This window comes from Collinsella aerofaciens, from assembly GCF_039752955.1.
GTDB lineage: Bacteria > Actinomycetota > Coriobacteriia > Coriobacteriales > Coriobacteriaceae > Collinsella > Collinsella aerofaciens_BI.
In genome coordinates this window covers 1-23,718 of the sequence record NZ_JBDMHB010000011.1, presented here as the reverse complement: position 1 = coordinate 23,718, position 23,718 = coordinate 1, and the positions used below count along the sequence as shown (strand labels likewise).

Annotated in this window: 18 protein-coding genes; 10 read left to right on the top strand and 8 right to left on the bottom strand. The window is 59.2% G+C overall.

What is annotated here, in order from left to right; translation table 11 throughout:
• Window positions 1–19 precede the first annotated feature (19 nt).
• The 4 genes from ABHR75_RS04185 to ABHR75_RS04170 all read right to left on the bottom strand — a co-directional run bounded on the left by ABHR75_RS04185 (window position 20) and on the right by ABHR75_RS04170 (window position 6,243).
• A complete protein-coding gene (locus ABHR75_RS04185) occupies window positions 20–685 on the bottom strand; it encodes an alpha/beta hydrolase (RefSeq protein ID WP_346963720.1) in 666 nt (221 codons plus the stop codon).
• A gap of 207 nt (window positions 686–892) precedes the next feature.
• Complete coding sequence (locus tag ABHR75_RS04180) at window positions 893–2,677, bottom strand: hypothetical protein (protein WP_346963719.1); 1,785 nt, start codon at window positions 2,675–2,677, stop codon at window positions 893–895.
• Between the two features lie 271 nt (window positions 2,678–2,948).
• Window positions 2,949–4,724, bottom strand: coding sequence for a hypothetical protein (locus ABHR75_RS04175; RefSeq protein WP_346963718.1), 1,776 nt, complete (start codon window positions 4,722–4,724; stop codon window positions 2,949–2,951).
• Between the two features lie 208 nt (window positions 4,725–4,932).
• The gene (locus ABHR75_RS04170) at window positions 4,933–6,243 is read right to left on the bottom strand and encodes an NCS2 family permease (RefSeq protein WP_138375321.1); all 1,311 of its coding nucleotides are present in this window, start codon (window positions 6,241–6,243) and stop codon (window positions 4,933–4,935) included.
• A 193-nt stretch (window positions 6,244–6,436) separates the two neighbouring features.
• Between ABHR75_RS04170 and ABHR75_RS04165 the strand changes: the two genes are divergently transcribed.
• Window positions 6,437–6,856, top strand: coding sequence for a peptide deformylase (locus ABHR75_RS04165; protein ID WP_117746174.1), 420 nt, complete (start codon window positions 6,437–6,439; stop codon window positions 6,854–6,856).
• Window positions 6,857–7,100: 244 nt separating this feature from the next.
• Window positions 7,101–8,066, top strand: coding sequence for a choloylglycine hydrolase (bsh, locus tag ABHR75_RS04160; RefSeq protein ID WP_346963717.1), 966 nt, complete (start codon window positions 7,101–7,103; stop codon window positions 8,064–8,066).
• 81 nt (window positions 8,067–8,147) lie between these two features.
• Here bsh and ABHR75_RS04155 read toward each other — a convergent pair whose 3' ends face one another.
• A complete protein-coding gene (locus ABHR75_RS04155; RefSeq protein WP_346963716.1) occupies window positions 8,148–10,394 on the bottom strand; it encodes a KUP/HAK/KT family potassium transporter in 2,247 nt (748 codons plus the stop codon).
• Window positions 10,395–10,534: 140 nt separating this feature from the next.
• Complete coding sequence (locus ABHR75_RS04150; protein WP_346963715.1) at window positions 10,535–11,446, bottom strand: DMT family transporter; 912 nt, start codon at window positions 11,444–11,446, stop codon at window positions 10,535–10,537.
• 118 nt (window positions 11,447–11,564) lie between these two features.
• Between ABHR75_RS04150 and ABHR75_RS04145 the strand changes: the two genes are divergently transcribed.
• From ABHR75_RS04145 to ABHR75_RS04120, 6 genes are all read left to right on the top strand, one after another.
• On the top strand, window positions 11,565–12,422 hold the full coding sequence (locus ABHR75_RS04145) for a LysR family transcriptional regulator (protein ID WP_346963714.1): 858 nt from the start codon (window positions 11,565–11,567) through the stop codon (window positions 12,420–12,422).
• A gap of 201 nt (window positions 12,423–12,623) precedes the next feature.
• Window positions 12,624–14,105, top strand: a complete 1,482-nt coding sequence (locus ABHR75_RS04140; protein ID WP_152068440.1) for an aminotransferase class I/II-fold pyridoxal phosphate-dependent enzyme — start codon at window positions 12,624–12,626, stop codon at window positions 14,103–14,105.
• A 226-nt stretch (window positions 14,106–14,331) separates the two neighbouring features.
• On the top strand, window positions 14,332–15,366 hold the full coding sequence (locus tag ABHR75_RS04135) for an amidohydrolase family protein (RefSeq protein ID WP_346963713.1): 1,035 nt from the start codon (window positions 14,332–14,334) through the stop codon (window positions 15,364–15,366).
• Between the two features lie 26 nt (window positions 15,367–15,392).
• The gene (locus ABHR75_RS04130; RefSeq protein ID WP_346963712.1) at window positions 15,393–16,640 is read left to right on the top strand and encodes a hypothetical protein; all 1,248 of its coding nucleotides are present in this window, start codon (window positions 15,393–15,395) and stop codon (window positions 16,638–16,640) included.
• 17 nt (window positions 16,641–16,657) lie between these two features.
• Window positions 16,658–17,776 (top strand): neutral/alkaline non-lysosomal ceramidase N-terminal domain-containing protein, encoded by a 1,119-nt coding sequence (locus ABHR75_RS04125; RefSeq protein WP_346963711.1) that lies wholly within the window; start codon window positions 16,658–16,660, stop codon window positions 17,774–17,776.
• Window positions 17,777–17,969: 193 nt separating this feature from the next.
• On the top strand, window positions 17,970–19,412 hold the full coding sequence (locus ABHR75_RS04120) for a PTS transporter subunit EIIC (RefSeq protein ID WP_161115319.1): 1,443 nt from the start codon (window positions 17,970–17,972) through the stop codon (window positions 19,410–19,412).
• A 123-nt stretch (window positions 19,413–19,535) separates the two neighbouring features.
• Here the strand turns inward: ABHR75_RS04120 and ABHR75_RS04115 are convergent, their stop codons facing one another.
• Together ABHR75_RS04115 and ABHR75_RS04110 are read right to left on the bottom strand one after the other, a co-directional pair.
• Window positions 19,536–20,459: a LysR family transcriptional regulator gene (locus tag ABHR75_RS04115; protein ID WP_138341146.1), complete on the bottom strand. Its 924-nt coding sequence runs from the start codon at window positions 20,457–20,459 to the stop codon at window positions 19,536–19,538.
• A 36-nt stretch (window positions 20,460–20,495) separates the two neighbouring features.
• Window positions 20,496–20,906 (bottom strand): peptide deformylase, encoded by a 411-nt coding sequence (locus tag ABHR75_RS04110; RefSeq protein ID WP_346963710.1) that lies wholly within the window; start codon window positions 20,904–20,906, stop codon window positions 20,496–20,498.
• Between the two features lie 205 nt (window positions 20,907–21,111).
• Between ABHR75_RS04110 and ABHR75_RS04105 the strand changes: the two genes are divergently transcribed.
• Both ABHR75_RS04105 and ABHR75_RS04100 read left to right on the top strand, forming a co-directional pair.
• Window positions 21,112–22,527 carry an MFS transporter gene (locus ABHR75_RS04105; protein WP_346963709.1) on the top strand — a complete coding sequence of 472 codons (1,416 nt, stop codon included), beginning with the start codon at window positions 21,112–21,114 and terminating at the stop codon, window positions 22,525–22,527.
• Window positions 22,528–22,679: 152 nt separating this feature from the next.
• Window positions 22,680–23,591 carry a hypothetical protein gene (locus tag ABHR75_RS04100; protein ID WP_117734540.1) on the top strand — a complete coding sequence of 304 codons (912 nt, stop codon included), beginning with the start codon at window positions 22,680–22,682 and terminating at the stop codon, window positions 23,589–23,591.
• Window positions 23,592–23,718: the final 127 nt, after the last annotated feature.

Here is a 23,718-nt window from a genome sequence, read left to right as displayed (position 1 = left end):
ATGCGCGTGGGCACCATTTTTAATGCGTCAGTACCCAGTGGATGCCGCGGGCCATGCGTAAGTCGGTTTGGGCAAAGTGATTGCCGGGGTTGAGCTCCAGCGTTGTTGGAATGCCGCGCTCGACGAGCAACGCTTCCATGGCGCGTGTGTCGTCGAGTACATGCCGCATCATGCGGTTGGGCGTCTTGGTTTCCTTTTTGCCGAGTGACAGGTAGACGGCGTCGGGCGTAACTGCCATCGCGTGCTCGTGCGCATAGTCGATAAAGCCAGGAAACCACAGGGATCCCGATGCGCTTGCGACGCGGTCAAAGGCATCGGTCTGCCAGGGGGCCCAAAGCGAAAAGAGGCCCGCTAGCGAATAACCGGCAATGCCGCGCCAGGTGGGCGGCTGAGGAAGCGACGACTCCACCTGGGGGATTATCTGATTCAGCAGCTCATCAAGAAAACCGGCAGCTTGGCCTCCGAAAGGCTCGGCATCGCGTACGGTCCCGTCGCATGCCCAAGGGCTCAGCTCGCGATTCCAATCGAGCCCGCCAATGGTGACGAGGGCGAATGGCGGACAGTCGAGCTCTCGGCAACACTTATAAACCTCGCTGCCGTCGCCCACGACCACAGGAAGGTAGATGACAGGCGCGCTTTCCGTATGATTCGAATAAACGGTTATCTGCTTTTGATGCGCTTCCATGACGGGCTTCTCTCAGTGTTGTGATATCGGCAGCCCCAATTGTCGCACGCCAGCGTATGCCGGTTGGGCTAGACCAAAGACAATCTCGTGCATCCCCTGCGGACGCATATGGAAAACGCCACCGCCGGAGGGGAGCTCGGCGGTGGCGTTGTTAAACGGTGCTGGGGCTCGGGGCCTTCGCGGGAGCTGCCATGTGCGCAGAGGCGTCTAAGAACGCTTACGGCTCGCCATGGTGCCTGCGGCGATAGCGGCTGTTCCCGCAAGGACGGTTGCCACGATGGCCGCACCCGAGGTGTCGCCGGTTGCCGCGAGCACGCCGGTAGCCTTGGCTTTCGTGGTTGAAGCCGCAACGGCCTTGGTCGGCTTTGAGCCCTCAGGCTTGGGGTTCTGCTTGGACTCCGCGGGCTTGCTTTCTGCGGGCTTGGTCTCGTCGGGTTTGGGGTCTTCCGGCTTGGCTACCTCGGGAGGTGCGATGGTCGTACTTTTGGCGACTGCTTTGATATAGAGGGAGTCGATCGTGGCGTCGCCCGTGCCGATGGCTTGGCCTGCCTCGTAGATGCCGTCACGGAGCTTGCGATAGTCAATGACCTTGCCGCCTTCGGGCGTCTGGATGGCGGCGTTCTCAATCTTGATGGTGCCGATTGTCTTGCCGTCAGCGCTCATGGCACGGGCAAAGATTGCCGCTGTATCTCCTTCGGCCGTTACCTTGCTGCGGATGATCGAGATGACTGCGGGTGTGACGCCCTCGCTGGTCTGGGCGATGATGCCGATGTTCTCGCCTTGGGGTTCGCGCCTCGTCTCGCCATCTTGGTTTTCGCTGTAGGGGATGGGGCCGTCGCCGTTCTCGACATAGCGGGCTATGGCCTTGACAACGGAGTCGCTGATGTAGATGTGGCCGCCCTTCTCGTTGGGTCGATCGTTTCTGGTGGAGAATGCAGCCGAAACCTCGCCTTCCGCAAACGCGTCCACGGTGGAGCCGTTCTTGACGACGATGTCGTCCTGGTAGGTGAAGAGGGCGTTGGCGCCACCGTATCTGCCTTTACTTGCACGGACCGTCACGTTTGCATGATCGAGGGTGATGCCCTTGTGGGCATAGACGCCATATTCAACACCGTTTACGTTGAGGGAGGCGTTTGTGGCTGCGAGGCTGCCCTTGGCCTCGACGGCAGCGTCTTTCTCGGAGCTTGCCTTGACCTGGCCGCCGTCCGAGATGTTGATATTGCCGCCGCTCCAAAGGGCCTCACCATCGGCTGAGCTTGCCTCGACCGTCCCGCCACCCTTGATGGTGAGGTTCTTGTCGGCTCCAATACCCTTGTCCTTGGTAGCCCTGGCGGTGACGGCTCCGCTGTCGTCAATCGTGATATTGCCGTTTGCCCTGATGCCATCCGATGCACCCGTGGCGTTGACGTTGCCCGAACCTTTGATAGCGAGATCACCTCCGGCATTGATGGCATCAAACCCAGTGCTCGTGGCGTTGACGGATCCGGCTCCGTCGATGTTGATATTACCCGTGGAGAGGATAGCGTCCTCAGTAGATGTCACGCTGAGCGTGCCGCCCTCGTCGCCTTGGATATTGAGCTCGGCATTCTCGTTAGTGCCATGAGAAACGTTGATGCTTTCGATCCATTCGGCAGTGACGATGTTGGTTCCCGAGTAATTCACGTTGAGCTTGCCTGCGGCCTGGATCTCGCCGCCGTTATAGTTGTTGAGCTTCAAGTCGTCGGCGCCGTCCCACGACCAGGTACCGGCCTCGTCGCTCGCCGCGGTGTTGTACTTGTTGCCGCCGACCTTGACCCATTCCGCTGCGAGCGAGACGCTCGGCATGAGCAGCGAGCTCACCGTGAGCGCGCACACGGCGCCCGCGACGATGCGGCGCGTCACGCGGCGCCAGCTGCCGTGCGCGAGTCCTATGCGACGGCGAACGTCGGGTTCGGCAACATGGGTTCCGGCGGTAGTGTCATTGCGTTTGGGGGTCGTGAACAAGGCTGCCATGGTTGCTCCCGTTCTCATAGGGCCTATACGACTAGATTCAGCGTATCTGCTGGATGTTGCCGGCGGTAGTGCCGTTTGGAGGGCAAAATGGCCAAAATGGGGGAGAAATAGGCCGCACGCCGGCGCAGGGACCGGCGCTAAAAGAAAAGCGCGGGGCCGCATGGCGACTCCGCGCTTTATTGTTCAGCTTTTGCAGCCTTGCCCTTACGCTACGAAGAAGTAGACGAGGAAGGCAAGGGCCGCGATCCACCCGTCCCGTGCGAAAAAGTGTTTACGAGCGCTTGCGGCTCACCACGGCGCCCGCGGCGATGGCGGCTGTTCCCGCAAGGGCGGCCGCCACGATGGCTGCGCTCGAGGCGTCGCCGGTTGCTGCGAGTTTGCCGGCGATCTTGGCTCCCGTGGCTGCAACTGCAACGGTCTTGGTCGTCTTCGTGCCCTCGGACTTGGAACCCTCGGGCTTGGTCTCGCCTGGCTTCTCCTCGGGTTTGATCTCCTCGGGAGGCGCGATGACCGTGCTCTTGGCGACAGCTTCGTTATAGGGGGAGTCGATCACAGCGTCGCCCGTGCCGATGGTTTGACCCACCACGTAGAAGATGCCGTCATCGAGTTCTTCCTTGTTGCGATAGCCAATGATCTTGCCGCCTGTGGGCGTCTGGATGGGAGCGCCTTCGATCTCGATGGTGCCGATTGTCTCGCCGTCCGCGCTCACGGCAAGGGCGAAGATTGCCGCCGTGTCTCCCTCAGCTTTGACCTTACTGCGGACAATCGAGATGGTCGCGGGCGTGATGCCCTCCTTGGTCCGGGCAAAGATGCCGATGTTCACGCCCCTATGCTCGGGAATGACCGCGCCGCTTTGGTCGTTGCTGTAGTGATCGGGGCCGTCGCTACCGGACTCGACATAGCGGGCTATAGCCTTGACAACGGAGTCACTAATGTAGATGTGACCACCCGCTTCGTTGGGGTAGTAGTTTCTGGTGAAGATTGCGGTCGAGAACTGGCCTTCTGCGAACGCATCCACGATCGAGCCGTTCTTGATGACGATGTCGTCCTCGTCGGTGAAGAGGGCGCTGGCTTCATCGTTCCCTGCACTTGCACGGACCGTTACGGTTGCGCCATCGAACGTGATGCCCTTGTAGACATAGATGCCATACCCAACGCCACTTGCGTTGAGGGAAGCGTTCGTGACCGTGAGGCTGTTTTTACCGTCGATGGTGGCGTCTTCCTCGGAGCTTGCCTTGACCTGGCTGCCACCCGAGATCTCGATGTTGCCGTCGGCCCAAATCGCATTGTCTTTGATAGAGCTTGCCTCTACCTTGCCGCCGCCCTTTATGATGAGGTTCTCGTTAGCATCGATACCCTGATCCTCGGTGGCCTTGGCGGTGACGGTTCCGCTGTTGTCGATCGTGATGTTGCCGTCGGCCCTGATGCCATCCGAATCGCCCGTGGCGTTAACGTTTCCCGAGCCCTTGATGGTGACATCGCCCCCGGCATCGATGGCATCGTGCTCGGTGCTCGTGGCGTTGACAGTGCCAGCGCCGTCGATGTTGATGCTGCCGACGGAAGTGATGGCGTCACGAGAAGATGTCACGTTGAGCGTGCTGGACGCGTCGCCCTGAATATTAAGCTCGGCGTTCTCGTTCGCGCCATCCTTAACCTTGATGCCGCGGCCGTCGCCGTTAGTGACGATGTTGTCGCCCTCGTAGCTCACGTTGAGCTTGCCCGCTGCCTCGATCGCGCCGCCGTTATAGCCGTTGAGCTTCATGTCATCGGCGCCGTCCCAGCTCCAGGTGCCGGCGGCGTCTCCCGCGGGCCCCGCGGCCGCTTCGTGGCGGACGCCGCCGACGTCCACCCACTCGGCCGCGAGCGAGACGCTCGGCATGAGCAGCGAGCTCACCGTGAGCGCGCAGGCCAGGCCGCAGACGATGCGGCGCGTCACGCGGCGCCAGCTGCCGTGTGCGAGCAGCGTGCGACGGCACACGTCGGGCTCGACAAAATGGGCTCCAGAGGTTTTGTCATTGCGCTTGGGGGTCGTGAACAAGGCGGCCATGGTTACTCCCATCCTCATAGGGCCTATGCGATTAAGCCCAGCATATCTGCAGGATGTAGCCGGCGGTAGTGCCGTTTGGAGGGCAAAATGTCCAAAACTTGGGAAGCAAAACATCGCGCGTCTGTGCGTTGCCTGGCTTTAAAAGAAAAGCGCGGAGCCGCTCGATGCGACTCCGCGCCTTGTTGTTTTGTTTTAGCAGACTATGCCGTTACGCCACGAAGAAGTAGACGAGGAAGGCAAGGGCTGCGATCCACATGAGCGGCTTGATCTTGGAGGCCTCGCCCTTAAAGAGCGCGACGATCACGTAGGCGATAAAGCCCAGGCCAATGCCGGCAGAGATGGAGTAGGTGAAGGGCACGCCGGCGACAATCATGAACGCCGGGAAACCCTGCGACACGTCGGACCAGTCGATCTCGGAGGCTTCGCTCATCATGAGGTAACCGACGTAGACCAGAGCACCGCAGGTGGCGGCGCTGGAAACGATGGTGACGATGGGGGAGAAGAACGCGGCGAGAATGAACAGCACGCCGGTGGTGACGGAGGTGAGGCCCGTGCGGCCACCGTCGGCGGCGCCGGAAGTGGACTCGACGAAGGTGGTGATGGAGGAGACGCCCATGAAACCGCCCACAGCGGCGGCGGCGGAGTCGACGATCAGAATCTCCTTGATATTCTCGACGTTGCCGTCGTCGGTGAGGAACTCGCCCTGCTTGGCCACGGCCATCGCGGTGCCCATGGTGTCGAAGAAGTCACTCATGAGCAGCGAGAACGAGATGACGAGGAGCGCGGGGTCGGTAAGGACCTTGACGATGGCAGGCACGCCGCCGGCGTCGGCGATGGGGCCACCGATGCTCGAGAAGTCGAGCGGGGCGATGATACCGGTCGGAGCCTGGGTCACACCTAGGGGGATACCGGCGATGACGGCGACGACGATGCCGATGAGCAGCGAGCCGGGGACGTTGCGGCAGGCGAGGGCGACTGTCACCAGGATGGAGATGATGCCGACGATGAAGGTGGGGGAGGTGATGTCGCCCAGACCGACGAGTGTACCGGCGCCAGCGGTGATAATGCCGGCATCGCACAGGCCAATCATGGCGATGAACAGGCCCAGACCCACCGAGATGGCGTGACGCAGGACAACCGGGATGGCGTCCATGATGGCCTCGCGCAGGCCACAAAGCACGAGCAGCAAGATGACGACGCCCTCAAGGAAGATGACGCTCATGGCCACGTGCCAGTCACCGCCGCAGACGGTGGTGGTGATTCCGGCGATCATCGCGTTGACGCCTAAGCCCGACGCGCAGGCGAGCGGGCGGTTGGCGAAGATGCCCATGCAGATGGTCATGATGCCGGCGCCCAGGCAGGTGGCGCAGGCGAGCGCTCCCGCATCGATGCCAGCGCCCGAGAGCACCGCGGGGTTGACGGCGATGATGTAGGCCATCGCCAGGAATGTTGTCAGTCCAGCGCGGAGTTCGGTCCCGATTGTGGACTTGCGCTCGCTGACGTGAAATAGTTCGTCCATGCATACCCTTTCCTTGTTCGGCCCCGAGTTTAGGCCGATTGACACGAACTCACCCACTATAGCCCCTTTACGACGCTGTTGTTCCTCGCATGTTGATGTTCGGCGCTTTGTAGCAGACGGACGGTATTTTTCGCATGAAAATGTGTGGGTACCGTATACTTAAGCGGTTACAACGACCCCTATGGAGGAACGTATGATTAAAGAGCTTTGCCACGACGAGGCTATCCTGTCCCAGCGTTGCGAGGTTGCGACCGTCGAGGACGAGTCGGTTGCTCAGGACCTGATCGATACCATCAAGTCGCTCGACGATGCCGGCTGCCTTGCCGCTAACCAGATTGGCGTTACCAAGAAGGTTTGCGTCTACCTGGACGATGCCGGCGAGCCCCACGTGCTCTACAACCCCCGTCTGGTGTTTGGCCTGGGCGCCAGCAAGATGGAGGAGAGCTGCCTGACGCACGAGGAGGTCACCAAGTCCACGCGCTACATCAAGTGCAAGGTTGCTTATGACGTGATCGTCGACGGCAAGATGCGCGAGCGCAAGCAGGACTTCGTCGGCTTCGAGGCACAGATGATCCAGCATATGATCGATCACTGTCTTGGAAAGTTGGTCTAAGGGGACCAAAGCACCGCACCTTGCCGCTCAATCGTCGCTCGCGTACCTTAAGTACGCTTCGCTCCTCTTTCGTGGCAATCTGCGGCACTTTGACCCCTTAGACGACCTGCGGGGTTAACTTGGTTGAGTTTATCCTGCTTGAATAGCCCGGGCATGACATTGTTGTCATGTCCGGGCTTTTGTGTTTAGCGCCTTTTTGTTTGGAGACAATGAAATTAGCAAGAACGTAAAGCTAGGAGGCGCTATGTGTACGAGTATTCGATTTACCGATAATTCTGGCCACATGTATCTGGGCCGCAATCTCGACTGGAGCTTTGACTACGGCCAACAGGTTCGCGTGATGCCGCGCGGGTTTCACATTCCGTATTCGTTTATCGACGACGCGACAGCGGCACACGCGGTGATCGGTATGTGCATCGATTACAAGAACTATCCCATGTTTTTCGATTGCGGTAACGATGCGGGTCTGGCTGTGGCGGGGCTCAACTTTCCCGGCTATGCCGAGTATGCCGAGGGCCCTGTCGACGGCAAGAACAATATCGCGGCCTATGAGTTTCCCCTGTGGGTGGCAGCGACGTTCTCGACGGTCGATGAGGTCGAGGCCGCGCTGCGCGACACGGTGATTGTCGCCAAATCTGCCGGAGAGGGGCTGGGCGTGTCGCTGCTCCATTGGATTATCGGCGACAGCCAGCGCAGCATCGTGGTCGAGATGATGGCTGACGGCCTGCATGTATACGACGATCCGGTCGACACCCTTGCCAACCAGCCGACCTTCCCGTGGCACATGGAAAACCTGCGCACCTATATCACCGCCACAAGCGATTTTCCGCAGACGGCGACATGGCGTGGCGCCGAGCTTAAGCCCTATGGAGCCGGTGCCGGCATGCGCGGCATTCCGGGCGATTGCTATTCGCCGAGCCGTTTTGTAAAGGCGGCGTACCTCAATGCCAATTACCCGCAAAAGGAGAGCGAGACCGAAAACGTCGTTCGCATGTTCCGCTCGCTCGAGGGCGTGGTGATGATCGAGGGAGCGTCCAGGATGGGCGATGGTGAGTTCGAGAAGACTATCTACACCGGATGCTTTAGCGCGCGCACGGGCAATTATTACTACGCGATGTATGGGGATCCGTCGATTCGCTACGTGAGCCTGATGGATGCTGAGGGCGCGAGCCCCGATAGGCTCGTGGTTCCCGAGCCGCGTCGTTCGTAGCTCACTGGTCCGTTGCGACATAAAACGGCCTCGCACCTCTTATGAGATGCTAGGCCGTTGTCGTCAATGGCTGATGGCGTGTTAGAAGTTGGCGTCGTTGAACTGGGTGCTCTCGAGTCCGTCGAGTTGCTGTTCGGGCGTATCGGCGACGCTCTCGAGCAACTCGGTGGGATCGACGTTCATGTCCTTACCGGCTTCGTTGCCGTTGACCAAGTCGTCCGAGAAGATGTCGACTTCCATTTCCTCGGCCTCTTCGATCTGAACCTCGAGCGGCACCTGGGTGCGCACGAGCTTAACGGCCGGGCGCATGCGGGCAAACAGCGGCACGTACTCGATGATGATGGCCGAGTTCTCAAGACCGTACCAGCGTGCCGGGCTTCCGCAGGCGCGGCGGACGGCGTACTTGATGGCCATCACGCGGTGGTCATTGCGGTTGATGTCCGTTTCGGGGGCAAGCATCTTGCGCAGCATACAAAAGCGGAAGTCACCCACGTTGCCGCGTGTCTCGTAGATGGAGTAGGTGTGATGTTGCGGCGGCAGCTCGCCCGATGCCATCAAGTCGCCGACGATCTGACGCAGATAAGCGTTGACGCGCTGGTTGACTTTAAAGCCCAGGTCCAGGCGAACGCGGAAGAGGAAGTCCGTGCCAAAGGTCTCGACGGAATACTCGTGCGTATAGGGTTCGTCGGTAACGTGCACGTTAATGAACCAATATGCCTTGGCGCGCTTGGGATGCTTATCCAGGATGGAATAGAGCACGTCGCGGTCGAGCGTGAGCGGGTCGGGGCTGTTGGTGAGAAATACCAGATTGTCGGCGAGCACGGGATAGGTCTCGTCGTTGCGCAGGCGGTTGAGCTGATCGATGTACTTGGAGACGGGCAACAGAATCGTCTGCGTGCGCTCGATGGCGGTGCCACGGCGCCACACGTACATAAGGCCAAACAGCAGTGCGGCCAGGAAGATCATCACATAGCCGCCGTCAAAGAACATGGTGAGGCACGAGGCAAAGAAGCACAGCTCAATGGCACCGAAGAGCAGGGCGAAGACGCAGGCGCCCAGCTTGTGCTTGAGAATGCCAGCGATATAGCTCGTCAAAAGCGTCGTAGTCATGAGCATGGTCACGGTAATGGCGAGGCCGTAGGCGCTCTCCATGCGCTCGGAGTTTTGGAACAGCAGCACGATGAAGATGCAGCCGACCCACATGATGTTGTTGACGAGCGGAATATAGAGTTGACCCTTGGTGTCGCTGGGGTAGTGGATGCGCAGGTGCGGCATAAGGTTGAGGCGCGTTGCCTCGGATACCAGCGAGAACGAGCCGGTGATGAGCGCCTGCGAGGCGATGATGGCCGCTACGGCCGAAAGCACGATGGCAAAGGGGCGCAGGGGCTCGGGAAGCATCATATAGAACGGGTTAACAATATCCATCGCGAGCATCTGGGGGTTGGAGTTGTTGGCGAGCAGCCAAGCGCCCTGACCCAGATAGTTAAGGATGAGGGCCGCCTTTACGAACGGCCAGGATGCGTAAATGTTAGCCTTGCCCACGTGACCCATGTCCGAATAGAGCGCCTCGGCGCCGGTCGTCGACAGGAAGACGAAGCCGAGCACCATGATGCCCGAGTGGTTGATGGGCGAGAACAGGAACATAATGCCGCGAATGGGGTTGAGCGCGCGCAAGATGGACAGGTTGCCGAGCATGTTGAACAGGCCGGCGCCTGCCAGGAACAGGAACCACAGCGTCATGAGCGGGCCGAAGAGCTTGCCGATTGACGAGGTGCCGGCGCGCTGCATGGCAAACAGACCGCAGATAATGATGATGGTGATGATGATCACATTGGTCTGACCGTCACCCAATAGTGCGTGGCCCCACTCGATGGTGCGCAGACCCTCGATGGCCGTGGTAACCGTGACGGCGGGGGTGAGGATGCCGTCGGCGAGCAGCGCCGCACCGCCGATCATGGCGGGGAGAATCAGCCACGGTGCCACCTTGCGTACCAGGCTAAACAGGGCGAAGATGCCGCCTTCGTTGTGGTTGTCGGCCTTCATGGCGATTACCACGTACTTGACCGTGGTCACGAGCGTCATGGTCCAGATGACGAGCGAAAGCGCGCCCAGGATCATGTCCTCGCTGACGGTACCGATGCCGCCGTTGTTGGCGACGATTGATTTCATGGTGTACATGGGGCTCGTGCCGATGTCGCCGTATACGACGCCGAGCGTTACGAGCAGCATGCCAGCGGAGAGGGGGATGGCTCCGTGCCCGCCTTGACCACGCTGGTCTTGGGGGTTTGCCTCCAGTTTGTTGTGTGCCACGTGGACTCCCTTAGACATCCGGTTGTCTGTCTAGGACAGATAATCTTTATGCCGTCTTTATACATACAAGAGCAGTTTGGCACATCAGGTTATTTTAGACAATAATCCCCAGCTGGGGATTATTTATGTACGTAGGTAGCATTTCAAAACAGGGGCTTTTAAGCACGTGCTGTCTGGGCTATGCCAGCCTTGGCGCTTGCGCGTTTGCCGGCGAGTTCGCAAAAAATCGCGCCGCCGATGATAAGCGCGGCACCCATCAGACGGACCGGTGTTATGGCTTCGCCCCAAAGGACGGCGGAGAACACGACCGCCGAAAGCGGCTCCAGGTAGCCGACAACGGCGACGGTCTGCACAGGCAGTTTGGCGACGGCGCTAAAGTAGAGCAGGCAACCAATGCCGGTGTTGACGACGCCGAGCATGACGACGGCGCGCCAATCGATGCCTGCGGCGACGCCGGCGGACAGGAATGAGGGTGCACCCTGCGTGATGAGCGTGAGGACCAGCGCGGTCACAAAGGCGGCACTCACCTGGAGCGTGGAGTTCTCGAGGCCTTCGATGTGTGGCGCGCCCTTGCTAGCGATGACCATCAGCGCATAGCAAAATGCCGAGGCGATGCCGCAGGCGATACCTGCAATGGGCATATTGCCGCCTAGACCTTGCGCTGCAATGAGAAAAGCACCGCAAGCAACGGCGATAAAGCCGGCGATTTTGCCGCCGGTCAGCTTTTCGCCAAAGATGAGCGGGGAGAGTGCCATGACAATGATGGGGCCGCAGTAGTACAGCAGCGAGGATACGCCGACGCCGATCGTCTGGTAGGCGCGGAACAGAAAAATCCAGCTGGCGCCCAGCGCAGCTCCCGAGAGGAGGAGGGCTGCGGCTTCGCGGGGGCGAGATGGCGCCTGCAACTTATGGCGTTGGGTGATGGCGAGAATGGTGACAAGCGAGAGTGCGCCCAAAAACGTGCGTAGTAGCACGATATCCGAGCTCGGCAGCGCGATGGCAGCGGCGATGATGCCGTTGAAGCCAAACAATAGCAATGCTGCTAAGTACGTAAACAGTCCGTTGTTCATGTGCTTCCGTCCCCTCTATATCCGAACAAGTTCACTATGGGTGAACTGGCTTTAGAAGAAAAGCGAATATAATGCATAGTTAACATGACAAAAACTCATGCATAGGTGGAGGCGCCTCGTGGAAACGAATATTCAAAAGATGCAGGTGCTGCTGGAGACGGTGCGCGCCGGAAGCTTTACGCGTGCTGCCGAGCGACTGAGCTATTCGCAGTCGGGCGTGAGCCGTATGGTGGCCGATCTTGAGGCCGATTGGGGCTTTAAGGTGCTCGACCGCAGTCGCGAGGGCGTAGTGCTTTCTGCCGACGGGCGGCAGGTCATGCCGGCTGTCGAGGCGCTCTGTGAGGAATTCACTCGCTTGCAGCGACGGGTGGATGAGATGCGCGGGCTCATGCGCGGCAAAATCTGCATCGGTACGTTTTCGAGTGTGGCGACCCACGTGCTGCCGCCAGTGATTGCGCGCTTTCGCGCCGATCACCCGGACGTCGATTACGAGTTGCTGATGGGCGATTACTCAGAGATTGAACAATGGGTGGCAGAGGGCCGCTGCGATCTGGGCTTTATCCCGCATGAGCCCCGAGAAAACGGCATGGCATCGCGGCCTTTGGTGCGCGACGAGTTGATGGCGGTAGTGCCGGCAGGCTCTTTGCTTGCCACGGCGGAGGCCGTCTCTCTTTCCGATTTGGCTAACGAGCAGTTTATTCTGCTAGAACGCGGCACCGATGACGAGATTACGCCGCTGTTTCGCCGCGCGGGCCTGGCGGTGCGCTCTAAGCTGTCGACTTGGGATGACTATGCGATTATGGCTATGGTCGAGGACGGCTTGGGCGCGAGCATTCTTCCCGCGCTCATCTTGCGCCGCTGTCAGTTCGATGTTGCCGTGCGACCACTCGAGGGACATCCCCATCGGCAGATCAATGCGATATATCGCACGGCTGACGTTTCGCTTGCCGCCGCTCGATTCCTTGAATACCTCTAAACGTGTGCACGTCATTGTCCGCTTTGGGCAAAACTCGGAGTTCCGTACGTTTTCTTATGAAATTGAACTTTCGAATGAAGTACGGCGCTATACTGCTTGCTAAATTGAACCTTGGTTCAATTCGTGTTCTATAAATTGAACTTTGCCAGCAAGGAGGTTCCTGTGGCCCAAGAGACGTTTTGCGATCGCCTGCGACAGACTATGTCCAATCGCGACGTTCGCCAGTCGGACGTAATCCGCGCATCGGAGATGCTCGGCAAAAAACTCGGCAAGAGTCAGATGAGCCAATATGTGAGCGGCAAGACGATCCCGCGGCGCGATGTGGCTGAGCTGCTCGCCCGGATTTTGGAGGTCGATGTTACCTGGCTGCTTGCCGGCGACGCCGATCAAGGCGAGGCATCATCACCCCGCAACGATTCCAAGCCCGAACCCCATCCCTCAGCTCAAATTGCAAGGAGCACCACCATGCGTACTTTTTCTAAATCCACCAAACTCGACAACGTCCTGTATGACGTGCGCGGTCCCGTCGTCGACGAGGCCGCCCGTATGGAGGACGAGGGCGAGCGCATCCTCAAGCTCAATATCGGCAACCCGGCGCCCTTCGGTTTCCGCACGCCCGATGAGGTCATCAAGGACATGCGCCAGCAGCTGCCCGACTGCGAAGGCTATTCCAACTCGCGTGGCCTGTTCTCCGCGCGCAAGGCGATCATGCAGTATTCGCAGATCAAGGGCCTGCCCAACGTTCAGATGGAGCATATCTACACGGGCAACGGTGTGTCCGAGCTCATTCAGCTTTCGATGAACGCGCTGCTCGACAATGGCGACGAGATTCTGATCCCCAGCCCCGACTATCCGCTCTGGACGGCGTGCGCAACCCTTGCCGGCGGTCATCCCGTACATTATCTGTGTGATGAGCAGGCGGATTGGTATCCCGACCTGGAGGATATGGAGTCCAAGATTACGAGCGCGACCAAAGCCCTCGTCATCATCAACCCCAACAACCCCACGGGTTCTGTCTATCCGCGCGAGGTGCTCGAGGGCATCGTCGAGATTGCACGCAGGCATCAGCTGATGATCTTTGCCGATGAGATCTACGACCGCCTGTGCATGGACGGCTACGAGCACGTCTCGATTGCCTCGCTCGCCCCCGATCTGCCCTGTGTCACCTTTAGCGGTCTGTCCAAGTCGCACATGATCGCGGGCTATCGCATTGGCTGGATGGTGCTTTCGGGCAACCAGCGCTGCATGAGCGACTTCATCATGGGCATCAACATGCTCTCCAACATGCGCCTGTGCTCCAACGTGCCGGCTCAGTCGATCGTCCAGACGGCGCTCGGCGGCCATCAGTCCGTTAACGACTACATCCGTCCCGGCGGCCGTGTCTACGAGCAGCGCAACTTTGTGTATGAGGCGCTCAACAAGATCGATGGCATTTCGGTGGTTAAGCCGCGTGCGGCGTTCTACATCTTCCCCAAGATGGATGTTAAAAAGTTCAACATCACCGATGACGAGCAGTTTGCCCTCGACCTGCTGCACGAGAAGAAGATTCTGATCACGCGCGGCGGCGGCTTTAACTGGGCAGAGCCCGATCACTTCCGCATCGTGTACCTGCCGCGCATGGAAGTACTCAAAGAGTCCCTCGAAGACCTCGCCGATTTCTTCGATCACTACCGCCAGGCGTAACGGCAAAGGTAGACTGTAATGAAACGGTCGGCCCGCAACGGATGCGGGCCGACCGTTTTCTGTCTAAGCCCGTGCTGTTAGCGCTTGTCTCGTTGAGCGGGCGAGGTTCGCATGTGAGCGGTAAGTTCTATTCCAAAATGGAATACAGTGGGCTTAAGCTGGAATTGATGTCCGGGTACCTGCTTTTCTAGAATGTTTTCAACAAGATGAAAGGCGGTTCCAACCAATGATTATCGATGCAAATTCCTACTGGTTCGACGAGCACATCTTTCATGACGAGACGCTCTGCGAACAGTTTTTGGCCGAGGTGCCCCGCGCCTATGACACCGAAGGCTATCTGACCATGAATTCCGCCGGCAAACGACAGATCGTGATCGAGATGCCCGCCGGTTCTCCGGGTCTTAACTACATTGAGGGCGACTACACCCTCGAGAAGCGCTTGGCCGATATGGATGAGGCGGGGGTCGACAAGGCGATCCTCAAGCTCCCCGGTTGTCACGAGTGGATGTCGCTCGAGATGTGCCGGCGTTTCAACGACGGTATGGCTGCTGACGCGAAGGCGTCAAATGGCCGTCTGATTCCGCTTGTCGCTGTGCCGCCCTTTGGCACCAAAGCGAATTTGGAGGAGCTCGATCGCAGGCTCGACGATGGTTTTGCGGGTGTGCAGCTCTGCGCTCACTACGGCAAGCGCTATCTCGACGACCAGGTCTTCTCGAGCTTTTTCGAGCACCTGAACGAACGCCATGTCACCGTTTACGTGCACCATGTTCCCGTGCCGGTCGAGAACGAATCGCTTCTCGCGTACGACAACCTTCGCCGCTCTTATGGCCGCTGCGTCGACCAAACTACGGCGATCGGCCGAGAGATCTTTGGCGATTTCTTTGAGCGCTACCCCAATATCAAGATGGTCCACTCCATGCTCGGCGGCGCATACTTTGCGTTCAAGGAGATGCTGCTGCCTCATGGTCCCAAGCGCCCTGATGCTTCTGGCCGTTTTCAGGTCGATACCGAGACCGTTTTCAGGCGCCTCGAGAACAACATCTATTTCGACATGTCCCATGCTCAGCCCTGGGGCGAAACGCTTCTTGCCTGTGCGGTTGAAGTCCTTGGTGCAGACCATATTGTCTTTGGTACGAGTTATCCCGTTAAACGCGAGTGGCTAACAGAGGGTGTCGCCTGCGTCCGCGCCACAGATTTAAGTGATACGGACAAGGACCTTATGCTTGGCGGCACGGCACAGCGCTTGTACGGCATCGAGTGAGCGACAGATAAAGGAGGGCGTTCGCCATGGATAAGGGAGAGATGAAGGCCGGAGCCGCCCGGGTGGCCATTAACTTAGAGGACGTATTGCCGTTCGACGGTTTCGACGCACTCCGTCATGAAATCTTTGCCCGTGCCTTCGTGGTCGAAGGGATGGGGCGGCGCGCTTGCATCCTTTCACTTGAGGTTACCTCGATCGCTCCGGCCCTACTCGTCGATCTGCGTGAGGTTGTCAAGGATGTCTCCAATTGCGACGGCGCCTTTTCTTGGGTGGTCCCGACCCACACGTTTTCTGCGCCTCACGTGCGCACCCCTGGGCATCTGGCCGACACCGATGCCCGCGATCGAAATGAGCGCTATCGTGCCGCGCTCATCGCCGCGACACGCGCGGCCGTTGGGCAGGCGGTTGCGGGCATTCGCTCTGTCACGCTCGCCTCGGCGGAGGGCTACTGTCCTGTGAACGTTAACCGCGACATTGAGACACCGGCCGGCTGGTGGCTGGGAGTAGACCCCAAGGGGTTTGCCGACCACGCGATGCCCGTACTTGTCGCGAGGGATGCCGAGGGCGGGCTCGTTGCCATGCTTGCGACGGCTGATGTCCAGTCTTCCGTGCTCGACGGATCGCACGATTCTCAGGGGAAGCGCTTGGTGAGCGGGGACCTCTTTGGCTTTGCCGCCATGGCTCTCGAGCGCGAATTGGGCGGAGTCGTGTTGCTGCTACCCGGTGCCGCGGGGGATCAGAGTCCGGCGGAGCGCGCCGTAACCGTTGCGTTCGATTCGACCGGGGCGAAGCAAACGTTAGATGCTCACGAGAGTGGATATCGCATGCTGCATCGACAGGGTCGCGCTATGAGCGATGCGTTGATTGAGGCCGTCCGTGCGGCGCGTGAGGACGATGCCATCGGCGTCGATGCTCGCACGGTCGACGTCCTTTTGCCCGCCCAGACGCGCGCCGACTTCTGCTCATTGGCCCCGCATCGAACTTATGAGTTTCATGCGGCAGGCGAACAGCGTACGAGGGTCTATTTACTTCGGCTGGGAAATGTCGAGTTCGTTGGTATCCAGCCCGAGGTTTCGAGCTCGTTTGGCGCCGCCGTGCGCGCCGCCCGATTCTGCCCCGTTCTCTTTGCCACGCTTGTCAACGGAGGGCAAAAGTATCTGCCGGCCCCCGATGCGTACGAGAAAATCACCTATGAGGCCATGAACTCCGGCTTCGCCGCCGGTTCCCATGAGCGCCTCCTTCAAACCATCCTTGCCGCTTTAAACGCGGCATGACAAAAAGGAGAACTTGCATGAATATCGGACATGCACGCCGCAAGATTACCCCGCAAGGCGACATCTATCTAATCGGATATCGTAACCTCTCCAACCGTCTGGAGCCTGCGACAGGCGTCCATGACGACGTCTTCGCCAACGCGATTCTTTTCCAACAGGACGACCGCGAAGTTTTTCTCTTCAACGCCGATGTTCTCGAGTTTGAGGAGGGCATGGCCGAGGAGGTTAAGACGATGCTCGCCGAGCGCTACGGAATCGACCGTGACTGCGTTCTGCTCTCCGCGACGCACGACCATACTTCAATCGTCGCTTACCACCGCAGCTGGTGGACGGGAAAATTCGACGAGAACTACTACCGCTGGTTCCTCGATACCATTTGCCAATGCTTTGAGGAGTGCCGCGCCAACGCACAGCCCGCGATTTGTCGCTTGGGCAAGCAGGTCATCACCGGTTTCTACGACAACCGCATCATCCCAGGTGAACTCGCCGACAATGAGGTCATTGTCGTATCGTTCTTCGATACCGAAGGCAAGCCATTTGCGGGCTTTGTGAACTGGGCGGTGCATTCCGCTTGCGTCGGACCCGACTGCACGGAGCTCACGAGCGAACTCGCCGGTCTTACCGGCAAAAAGCTCGCTCAGAGTCTTGGTTACTATCCGGCCATGGTCGTCGGTGCTGCTGGCGACTGTAGCGACCGCAATTTTCGCCAGGGACGCGGCATTCCCGAGGTCGAGCGCGTTTCGACCGGTCTTGCCGAGGCGATTTCCCAGATCAAGCTCGATCGCGAGGTCGTTCTCGACCGCATCGAGCCTCAGACGTTCTATCACACCGTTGCCCATGACGACTTTTCGCTCACGCTTAAGTGTGTCGTCATCAGTTTGGGCGGCCTGCATCTCTTTGTGTTCCCGAGTGAGCTCGGCAGCGACTTGGGCATTCGCATGAAGCGCGAATGCCCGGTCGAGGGAATAGTTTGCGGTTACACCAACGGCTATTTCGAGTATTTCCTTCCGGCACGCGAGTACGGCCTCTCCTTTGAGACCGAGCGTACTCAGATTCCCCAGGGCGAACCGGAACGTCTGTGTGACAAGTTCTGCCAGACGACGAGACTTCTCGGCGCGGCAGATTCGCGTCTGTAGACCTGATTGCGTGACATGGGCCAATGAGGCTCGCTGCCATGTGATCGGCATCTTCCATCTTCTCTGCCGTTTCCCATCCCGGGCGTACGTGCGTCCGCGGATTTCAAAGGGGGAAGCGGGTTCCTTGCCCTCCCACGTCGACTACGGAGGCATGAAATCGATGCTATACCCCGCTCAGAAAAAGGAGAATTCCATGAAATACCAGAAGCTTTGCGATGAAATCATCACAAAGGTCGGTGGTCGAGACAATGTGTTAGACGTGAGCCACTGCATTACGCGTCTCCGCTTCCACCTCAAGGATGAATCGCTCGCCCAGACCAATGAGCTTAAGGCGACGAAGGGCGTCGTTGACGTCATCCAGGCCGGCGGACAGTATCAGGTCGTGATTGGTGCCACTGTCGAGGCCGTCTACAACGACCTTGTTCAGATTGGCGGGTTCGACTCCAAACCCGCACTCGATATCGATGAAGGCGACGACGTCAAAAAGGGCGATCCATTCTCGCGTCTGCTGGCCATCATCTCCGAGATTCTGCAACCGGTTCTTGGCGTGCTTATGGCCGGTGGCTTTATCAAGTCGATGCTCGCGCTCTGCACGGTTGCCGGTTGGCTTGCCAAGGACAGCAATACGTATGTGACGCTCTCGGCAATCGGAGATTCGGTCTTCTATTACTTTCCGCTAATCATTGGCTGGACGTCGGCCAAGAAGTTCGGACTTAAGCCCGTTATGGGAATGGCGCTCGGTGGTATCCTTGTCTACCCGACGCTCGTTGCCCTTATGGGCGGAGATCCGCTCTACACGCTCGGCGCCGGCACGGTCTTCGAGTCCAATGTCTACGGTGATATTTTTGGCATCCCGCTGATCATGCAGAATTACTCATCGACGATTCTGCCTGCGATCTTTATCGTCTGGATTGCCTCCAAGGTGCACAAGGCCCTTTCTAACGCGCTGCCCGCGCTTGTGAGCTCGTTCTTCTCCAACATCCTGACGCTCCTCATTTGCGGCATCCTTGGCCTGCTTGTGGTCGGTCCGGTCATGACGGTCCTCTCCAACATCGTTGCCCAGATCATCTTGATGCTCATCAACTTCCAGCCCGCCATCGCCGGCTTTGTCATCGGCACGTTCTGGAGCCTGCTCGTCATGTTCGGCCTGCACTGGGGTATCATCCCGCTGTGGTTTCTCGATGTCGCAACCTACGGCTATGACCTCATTAACCCGCTCGTGTATGCAGGCGGTTGTGCCATCGCCGGTGCTGTGCTTGGCATGGTCATCCGAACCAAGGACTCCGAGGAAAATGCTGCCGTCAACATTCCCGCCCTTGTCTCTTCGATTTTCGGTGTCAACGAGCCTGCGCTTTACGCCATCTTGCTGCCGCGTAAGCGTCTTATGTGGTCAACCTTTATTTCCGCTGGTGTAGGCGGCGCCATTGCCGGCCTCATGGGTGCCAAACTCTATGCCTTCGGTGCCTCCGGCCCGCTCGGTTTCCCGAGCTTTATTAACCCTGCCGGCATCGACACGGGCTTTATCGGCCTTGTCATCTCCGGTGTGGTCGCTTTCGTTTTGGCTCTTGTCGCCGCTATGGCGATCGGTACCAGGAAGGACGAGGGCGGTAAGGCGCTCAACATCTCGGTGGACTAGTCTGTCTGCGCACTTTAACTAAATATGCCTCGGACGGCGACGTGCCGCCCGAGGCATATTTGTGTTTTGTGCCGTTGTCAGCGTGTTTGCGGACACAAGTCTGCGGTTGTGGAGCAGCGGGGATTATGACGGTCGTGCCGCGGTGGAAGACGCACGGTCGCCCTGCAGGAGCTGACGGTAGGGGAGGAAGCCGATGAACGAGACGACCGCCTGCGAGTGCGCGGCATTCCGCTTGAGGTAGAGCCTGACCTCGGAGGTCGTCGCGGGCTCAAGCGGCACCAGGGCTACCTTTCCGCTGGCAAGCGATTCCGCCGGCTTGCGCATGAGGAATGAGACGCCGGCGCCGCGTGCGACAAGAGAGATGATGTTCTCGGCTCGTTTGCCGGTGAACGTAACGCGTGGGCCAAATCCAGCTTCGCGACAAAGGGAAAGGACGAGCTCGCTTACGAACGAGCCTTGGGGAAGCATGAGGAAATTCTCGTCGATAAGGTCGTCTATCTCGACGGTGTCACGTTCGGCGAGCGGATGGTCGAGCGGAAGGACGGCCACGAGCCGGTCAGTCGTAAAGGGAATCTTTTTGAACTCCGGCTCGATGGCGCCACTGTCACGGATGAAGGCCAGGTCAATGTCCTCGTGCAGGAGCATACGCTTGAGTGTGTCGCCCTCGCCCTCGATGAGCTCAACAGAATATGAGGGGTTCGCCTGCTGAAAATCGATGACGGCGTCCGTGATCCCATAAGGGGCCATAATGGGGATAGAACCTACGGTGAGGTGCTCGAGCGGCTCACCTGCGCCTATTTGAATGGCGGCAAGATAGCGGTGCTGAAGCGTCGCAATTTTTTGCGCATAGGGGAGGAGCGCTTCACCTTGCGCGGTGAGTGTTACGTGGCGCTGGCTTCGATCGATGAGCTTGCAGCCGAGTTCGTGCTCCATTGCCATGATGTGCTTGGAGAGGGTTGATTGCGACATGAAAAGCAGTTCCGCCGCATCAAGAAACGTGCGTGACTGCGCTAAGATGGCGAATTCGCCAAAGCGGCTGATATCCATAGGGAGGCCTCCGGTACCCTCATTTTGGCAGGTGGCCTAAACCACGACGCCATTGCAGTGGTCGATTTCGTGCTGGATGATCTCGGCGGTGTAGCCCGAGAAGTTTTTGATGCGGTGAACGAAGTTCTCGTCCAAATACTCAACCTTAATGCGGCGATAGCGGGTACAGGGACGCTCGCCGGTCAGCGAGAGGCATCCTTCGCTCGTCTGATAGGCATTGACCTGCTCAAGAATTTGAGGGTTGTACATCAGGAGTGTCCTGTTGCCGTCCTTTACGCAGATGATGCGTTTGCGCACGCCGATCATGTTGGCGGCGAGGCCCACGCACTCGCGCTCATGCTCGTGGAGTGTATCCAGGAGATCCTGCCCGGTTGCGGCATCGTCGGGTCCCGCGTCTTCGGAAGGCAGACGCAAAAAGAACTCGGATTTCATGATGGGCTTAATCATGGCGGGCTCCTCATGTCTTATGCTTTCGTGGACTTTTAATAATAGCGCGGAAGGAAAGCTGTGCGTCCGCGTTACAATCTTTCGATGTTGGACCATGTTGCCAGATTCGTCGTGTACGGCGTCTGGCGTAAGTCTAGGGCTCATTTTTCGCCCTGGACCGTTCCTCTGGGGCGATGCGACTGTCGTTCCAAGAGGAAGGAAATGCATGGGGAGCAAATCTCAGCAACAAGTTCAAGTAACGCCATCGGCCTCTGCGGCGATTCTCGTCGTAATGTATATTGCAGCCTTTGTTGCCGCGTTTAACGAGAACATCATTAACGTGGCGTTGCACGACATTATGGCAGCCTTTTCGGTGAGTGCCACCACGGCACAGTGGCTCGTCTCGGGCTACATGATCGTGACGTCGATTTTTACGGCCATCATGGCCTTCCTGTCCGGCCGTTTCTCGACGCGCAAGCTGCTGTTTTTCGCATGCGGATGCATGGTCGCCGGCGAAGTCCTGTGCCTGGTCGCTCCGTCGTTTAGCGTTTTGCTGCCAAGTCGTATTTTGCAGGCTGCGGGATCGGGCATCTTGTTCCCGCTCATGATGAACGTGGTGCTGTCTTGCGCCCCGCGCGAGAAGCTCGGTTTGTATCTGAGCCTGGGCGGCGCCTGCATTACGCTAGGACCGGCGTTTGGACCCGTGATTAGCGGTCTTATGTGCACGTTATTTGGCTGGAGGGCGGTGTTCGTAGTGCCGCTGGTGGGCGGCATTGTGGTCGCTGCGGCGGGCGTTAAGCTTGTTCAGAATGTCGGAGAGCGCTCGAACACCACGCTTGATATTCTGTCGGTTGTTTTGCTCGCGGTCGGCATTACGGCATTTGTGTATTCCGTAGGCGAGTTCTCGGCCAATCTGATTGCCGGTGTCGTGGCGCTTTTCGCCGCCGTTGTGCTGCTCGGCCTGTTTGCGGCCCGTCAGCTCAAGCTCGAGCATCCGGTGCTTAACGTGCGTCCCATGGCGAGCGTTTGCTTTTGGCCTGCGTGCCTGCTTGTGGTGGTGTCGATGATGACGACGTTCTCGATGAGCGTTTTGTTGCCGCTCTATTTTGAGGGCGCATACGGCATGACCGCACTTATTGCGGGCCTGCTCATTTTGCCGGCGATTGCCTGCAACGCCGTGACCTCGATTGTGGGCGGACGTGTGATGGACGCCCGTGGCGCATGGCCGCTGCTGCCGGTCGGCTTTGCCCTGATTGCCGTGGGACAGACTGCCATCTCGATGACGGCGGCAAGCATGAACATCGGCGTCGTCGTGGCGCTGACCGTTGTGGTGTATGCCGGAGTCGGTTTGGTGCTGAGCCCCTCGCAAACGGCCGGCTTGGAGACGCTGCCCGCCGCTGAGCATCCTCACGGAACGGCATTGCTCAACACGTGGAACATGATTGCCGCATCGTTTGGCCCGTCGCTGTTTATCGGCCTGCTCTCGAGTTCTGCGGCGACTGCCGGTGTCGCTGGCGCTGCGACGGACGTTGCCCAGGCGATTGGATTTGCAGCTGCCGTGCGTGTGGCGGCTGTAATTGCCGTGGTTGGGTTCGCGACGTCGCTGGTGTACGCTCGTCGCGAGTCGCACATGTCGCATTAATGTGTGCACATAGATTCTGCAGCTAGATTGAATGGCGACACCATAAACTAATGGACGTTTTGCCGAGAGGCATGAATGTTTAAAGCGCAAAGAGTGCGCGACGGGCCCCGCGAATGGGGCGATGATGCCCGAGAGGGCCAAGAAGGAGTCTCATGTCCGAGAACGAAGAGATCATGAACGAGACCGAGAACGAGACCATGGCTGCCGAGGTCGAGGCAGTCGAGACCGTGGAGACCGAAGCTGCTGAGGTTGAGGCTGCTGACGAGGTTTCCGCCGAGGAGGAGGCCGAGGTTGTCGAGGCCGCCGCTGATTACGATGACGAAGAGCTGATGGATAAGATGCAGAAGGCCGCCCGCCTGCTGCGTAGCCGTCGCTTTGCTATTTCCAAGGAGGAGGAGGCCAAGGCCGAGCGCATGGCGAACATCGAGCGCGCCATCAAGCTTCTTGACCTCAAGCCCAAGATGGAGCAGAAGGAAATGTCCGACCTGCTGGGCATGCGCCTCCGTGAGCTCGATGGCCTGATGGCCGAGGCCGAGGCTGCCGATCTGGTCGGCCGCATCGACGACGCCGAGGGCGATATGCGCAAGATCGTCGTCTTCGCTGCCGAGGATGCCGCTGAGGGCCTGGTCGAGCTTGCCAACAAGAAGGAGAAGCTCCTGCCCGAGCTTTCTTACGAGGAGGCCACCGAGCTGATGGCTGCTCTCGATAAGGTTATCGCTCCGCTCGTCGCCATGGGCCTGGACGAGGACCGCGGTCCTCGCGGCGGCCGTGACGATCGCGGTGGCCGTGGCGGCGACCGTGGCGGTCGCGGCGGCTTTGGCGATCGCGGTGGCCGTGGCGGCGACCGCGGCGGTCGCGGTGGCGACCGTGGCGGCCGTGGCGGCTTTGGTGACCGTGGCGGCGACCGTGGCGGTCGCGGCGGCTTTGGTGGCAACCGTGGTGGCTATGGCGACCGCGGCGGCAACCGTGGCGGCTTCGGCGGCAACCGTGGTAACGACCGCGGCGGTCGCGGTGGCGACCGTGGCGGCCGCAACGGTGGCGGCTTCCGCGGTAACCGCTTCTAGTTGGGTTACGCGGTTTTACCAAACCGCGTAACTAGTTGACGCTGCGCGCCCACCAGAGCGACAACTTGTCATTCAAAGAGGACGGCATGACCAGAAGGTCTATGCCGTCCTCTTTTCATGCCAATTT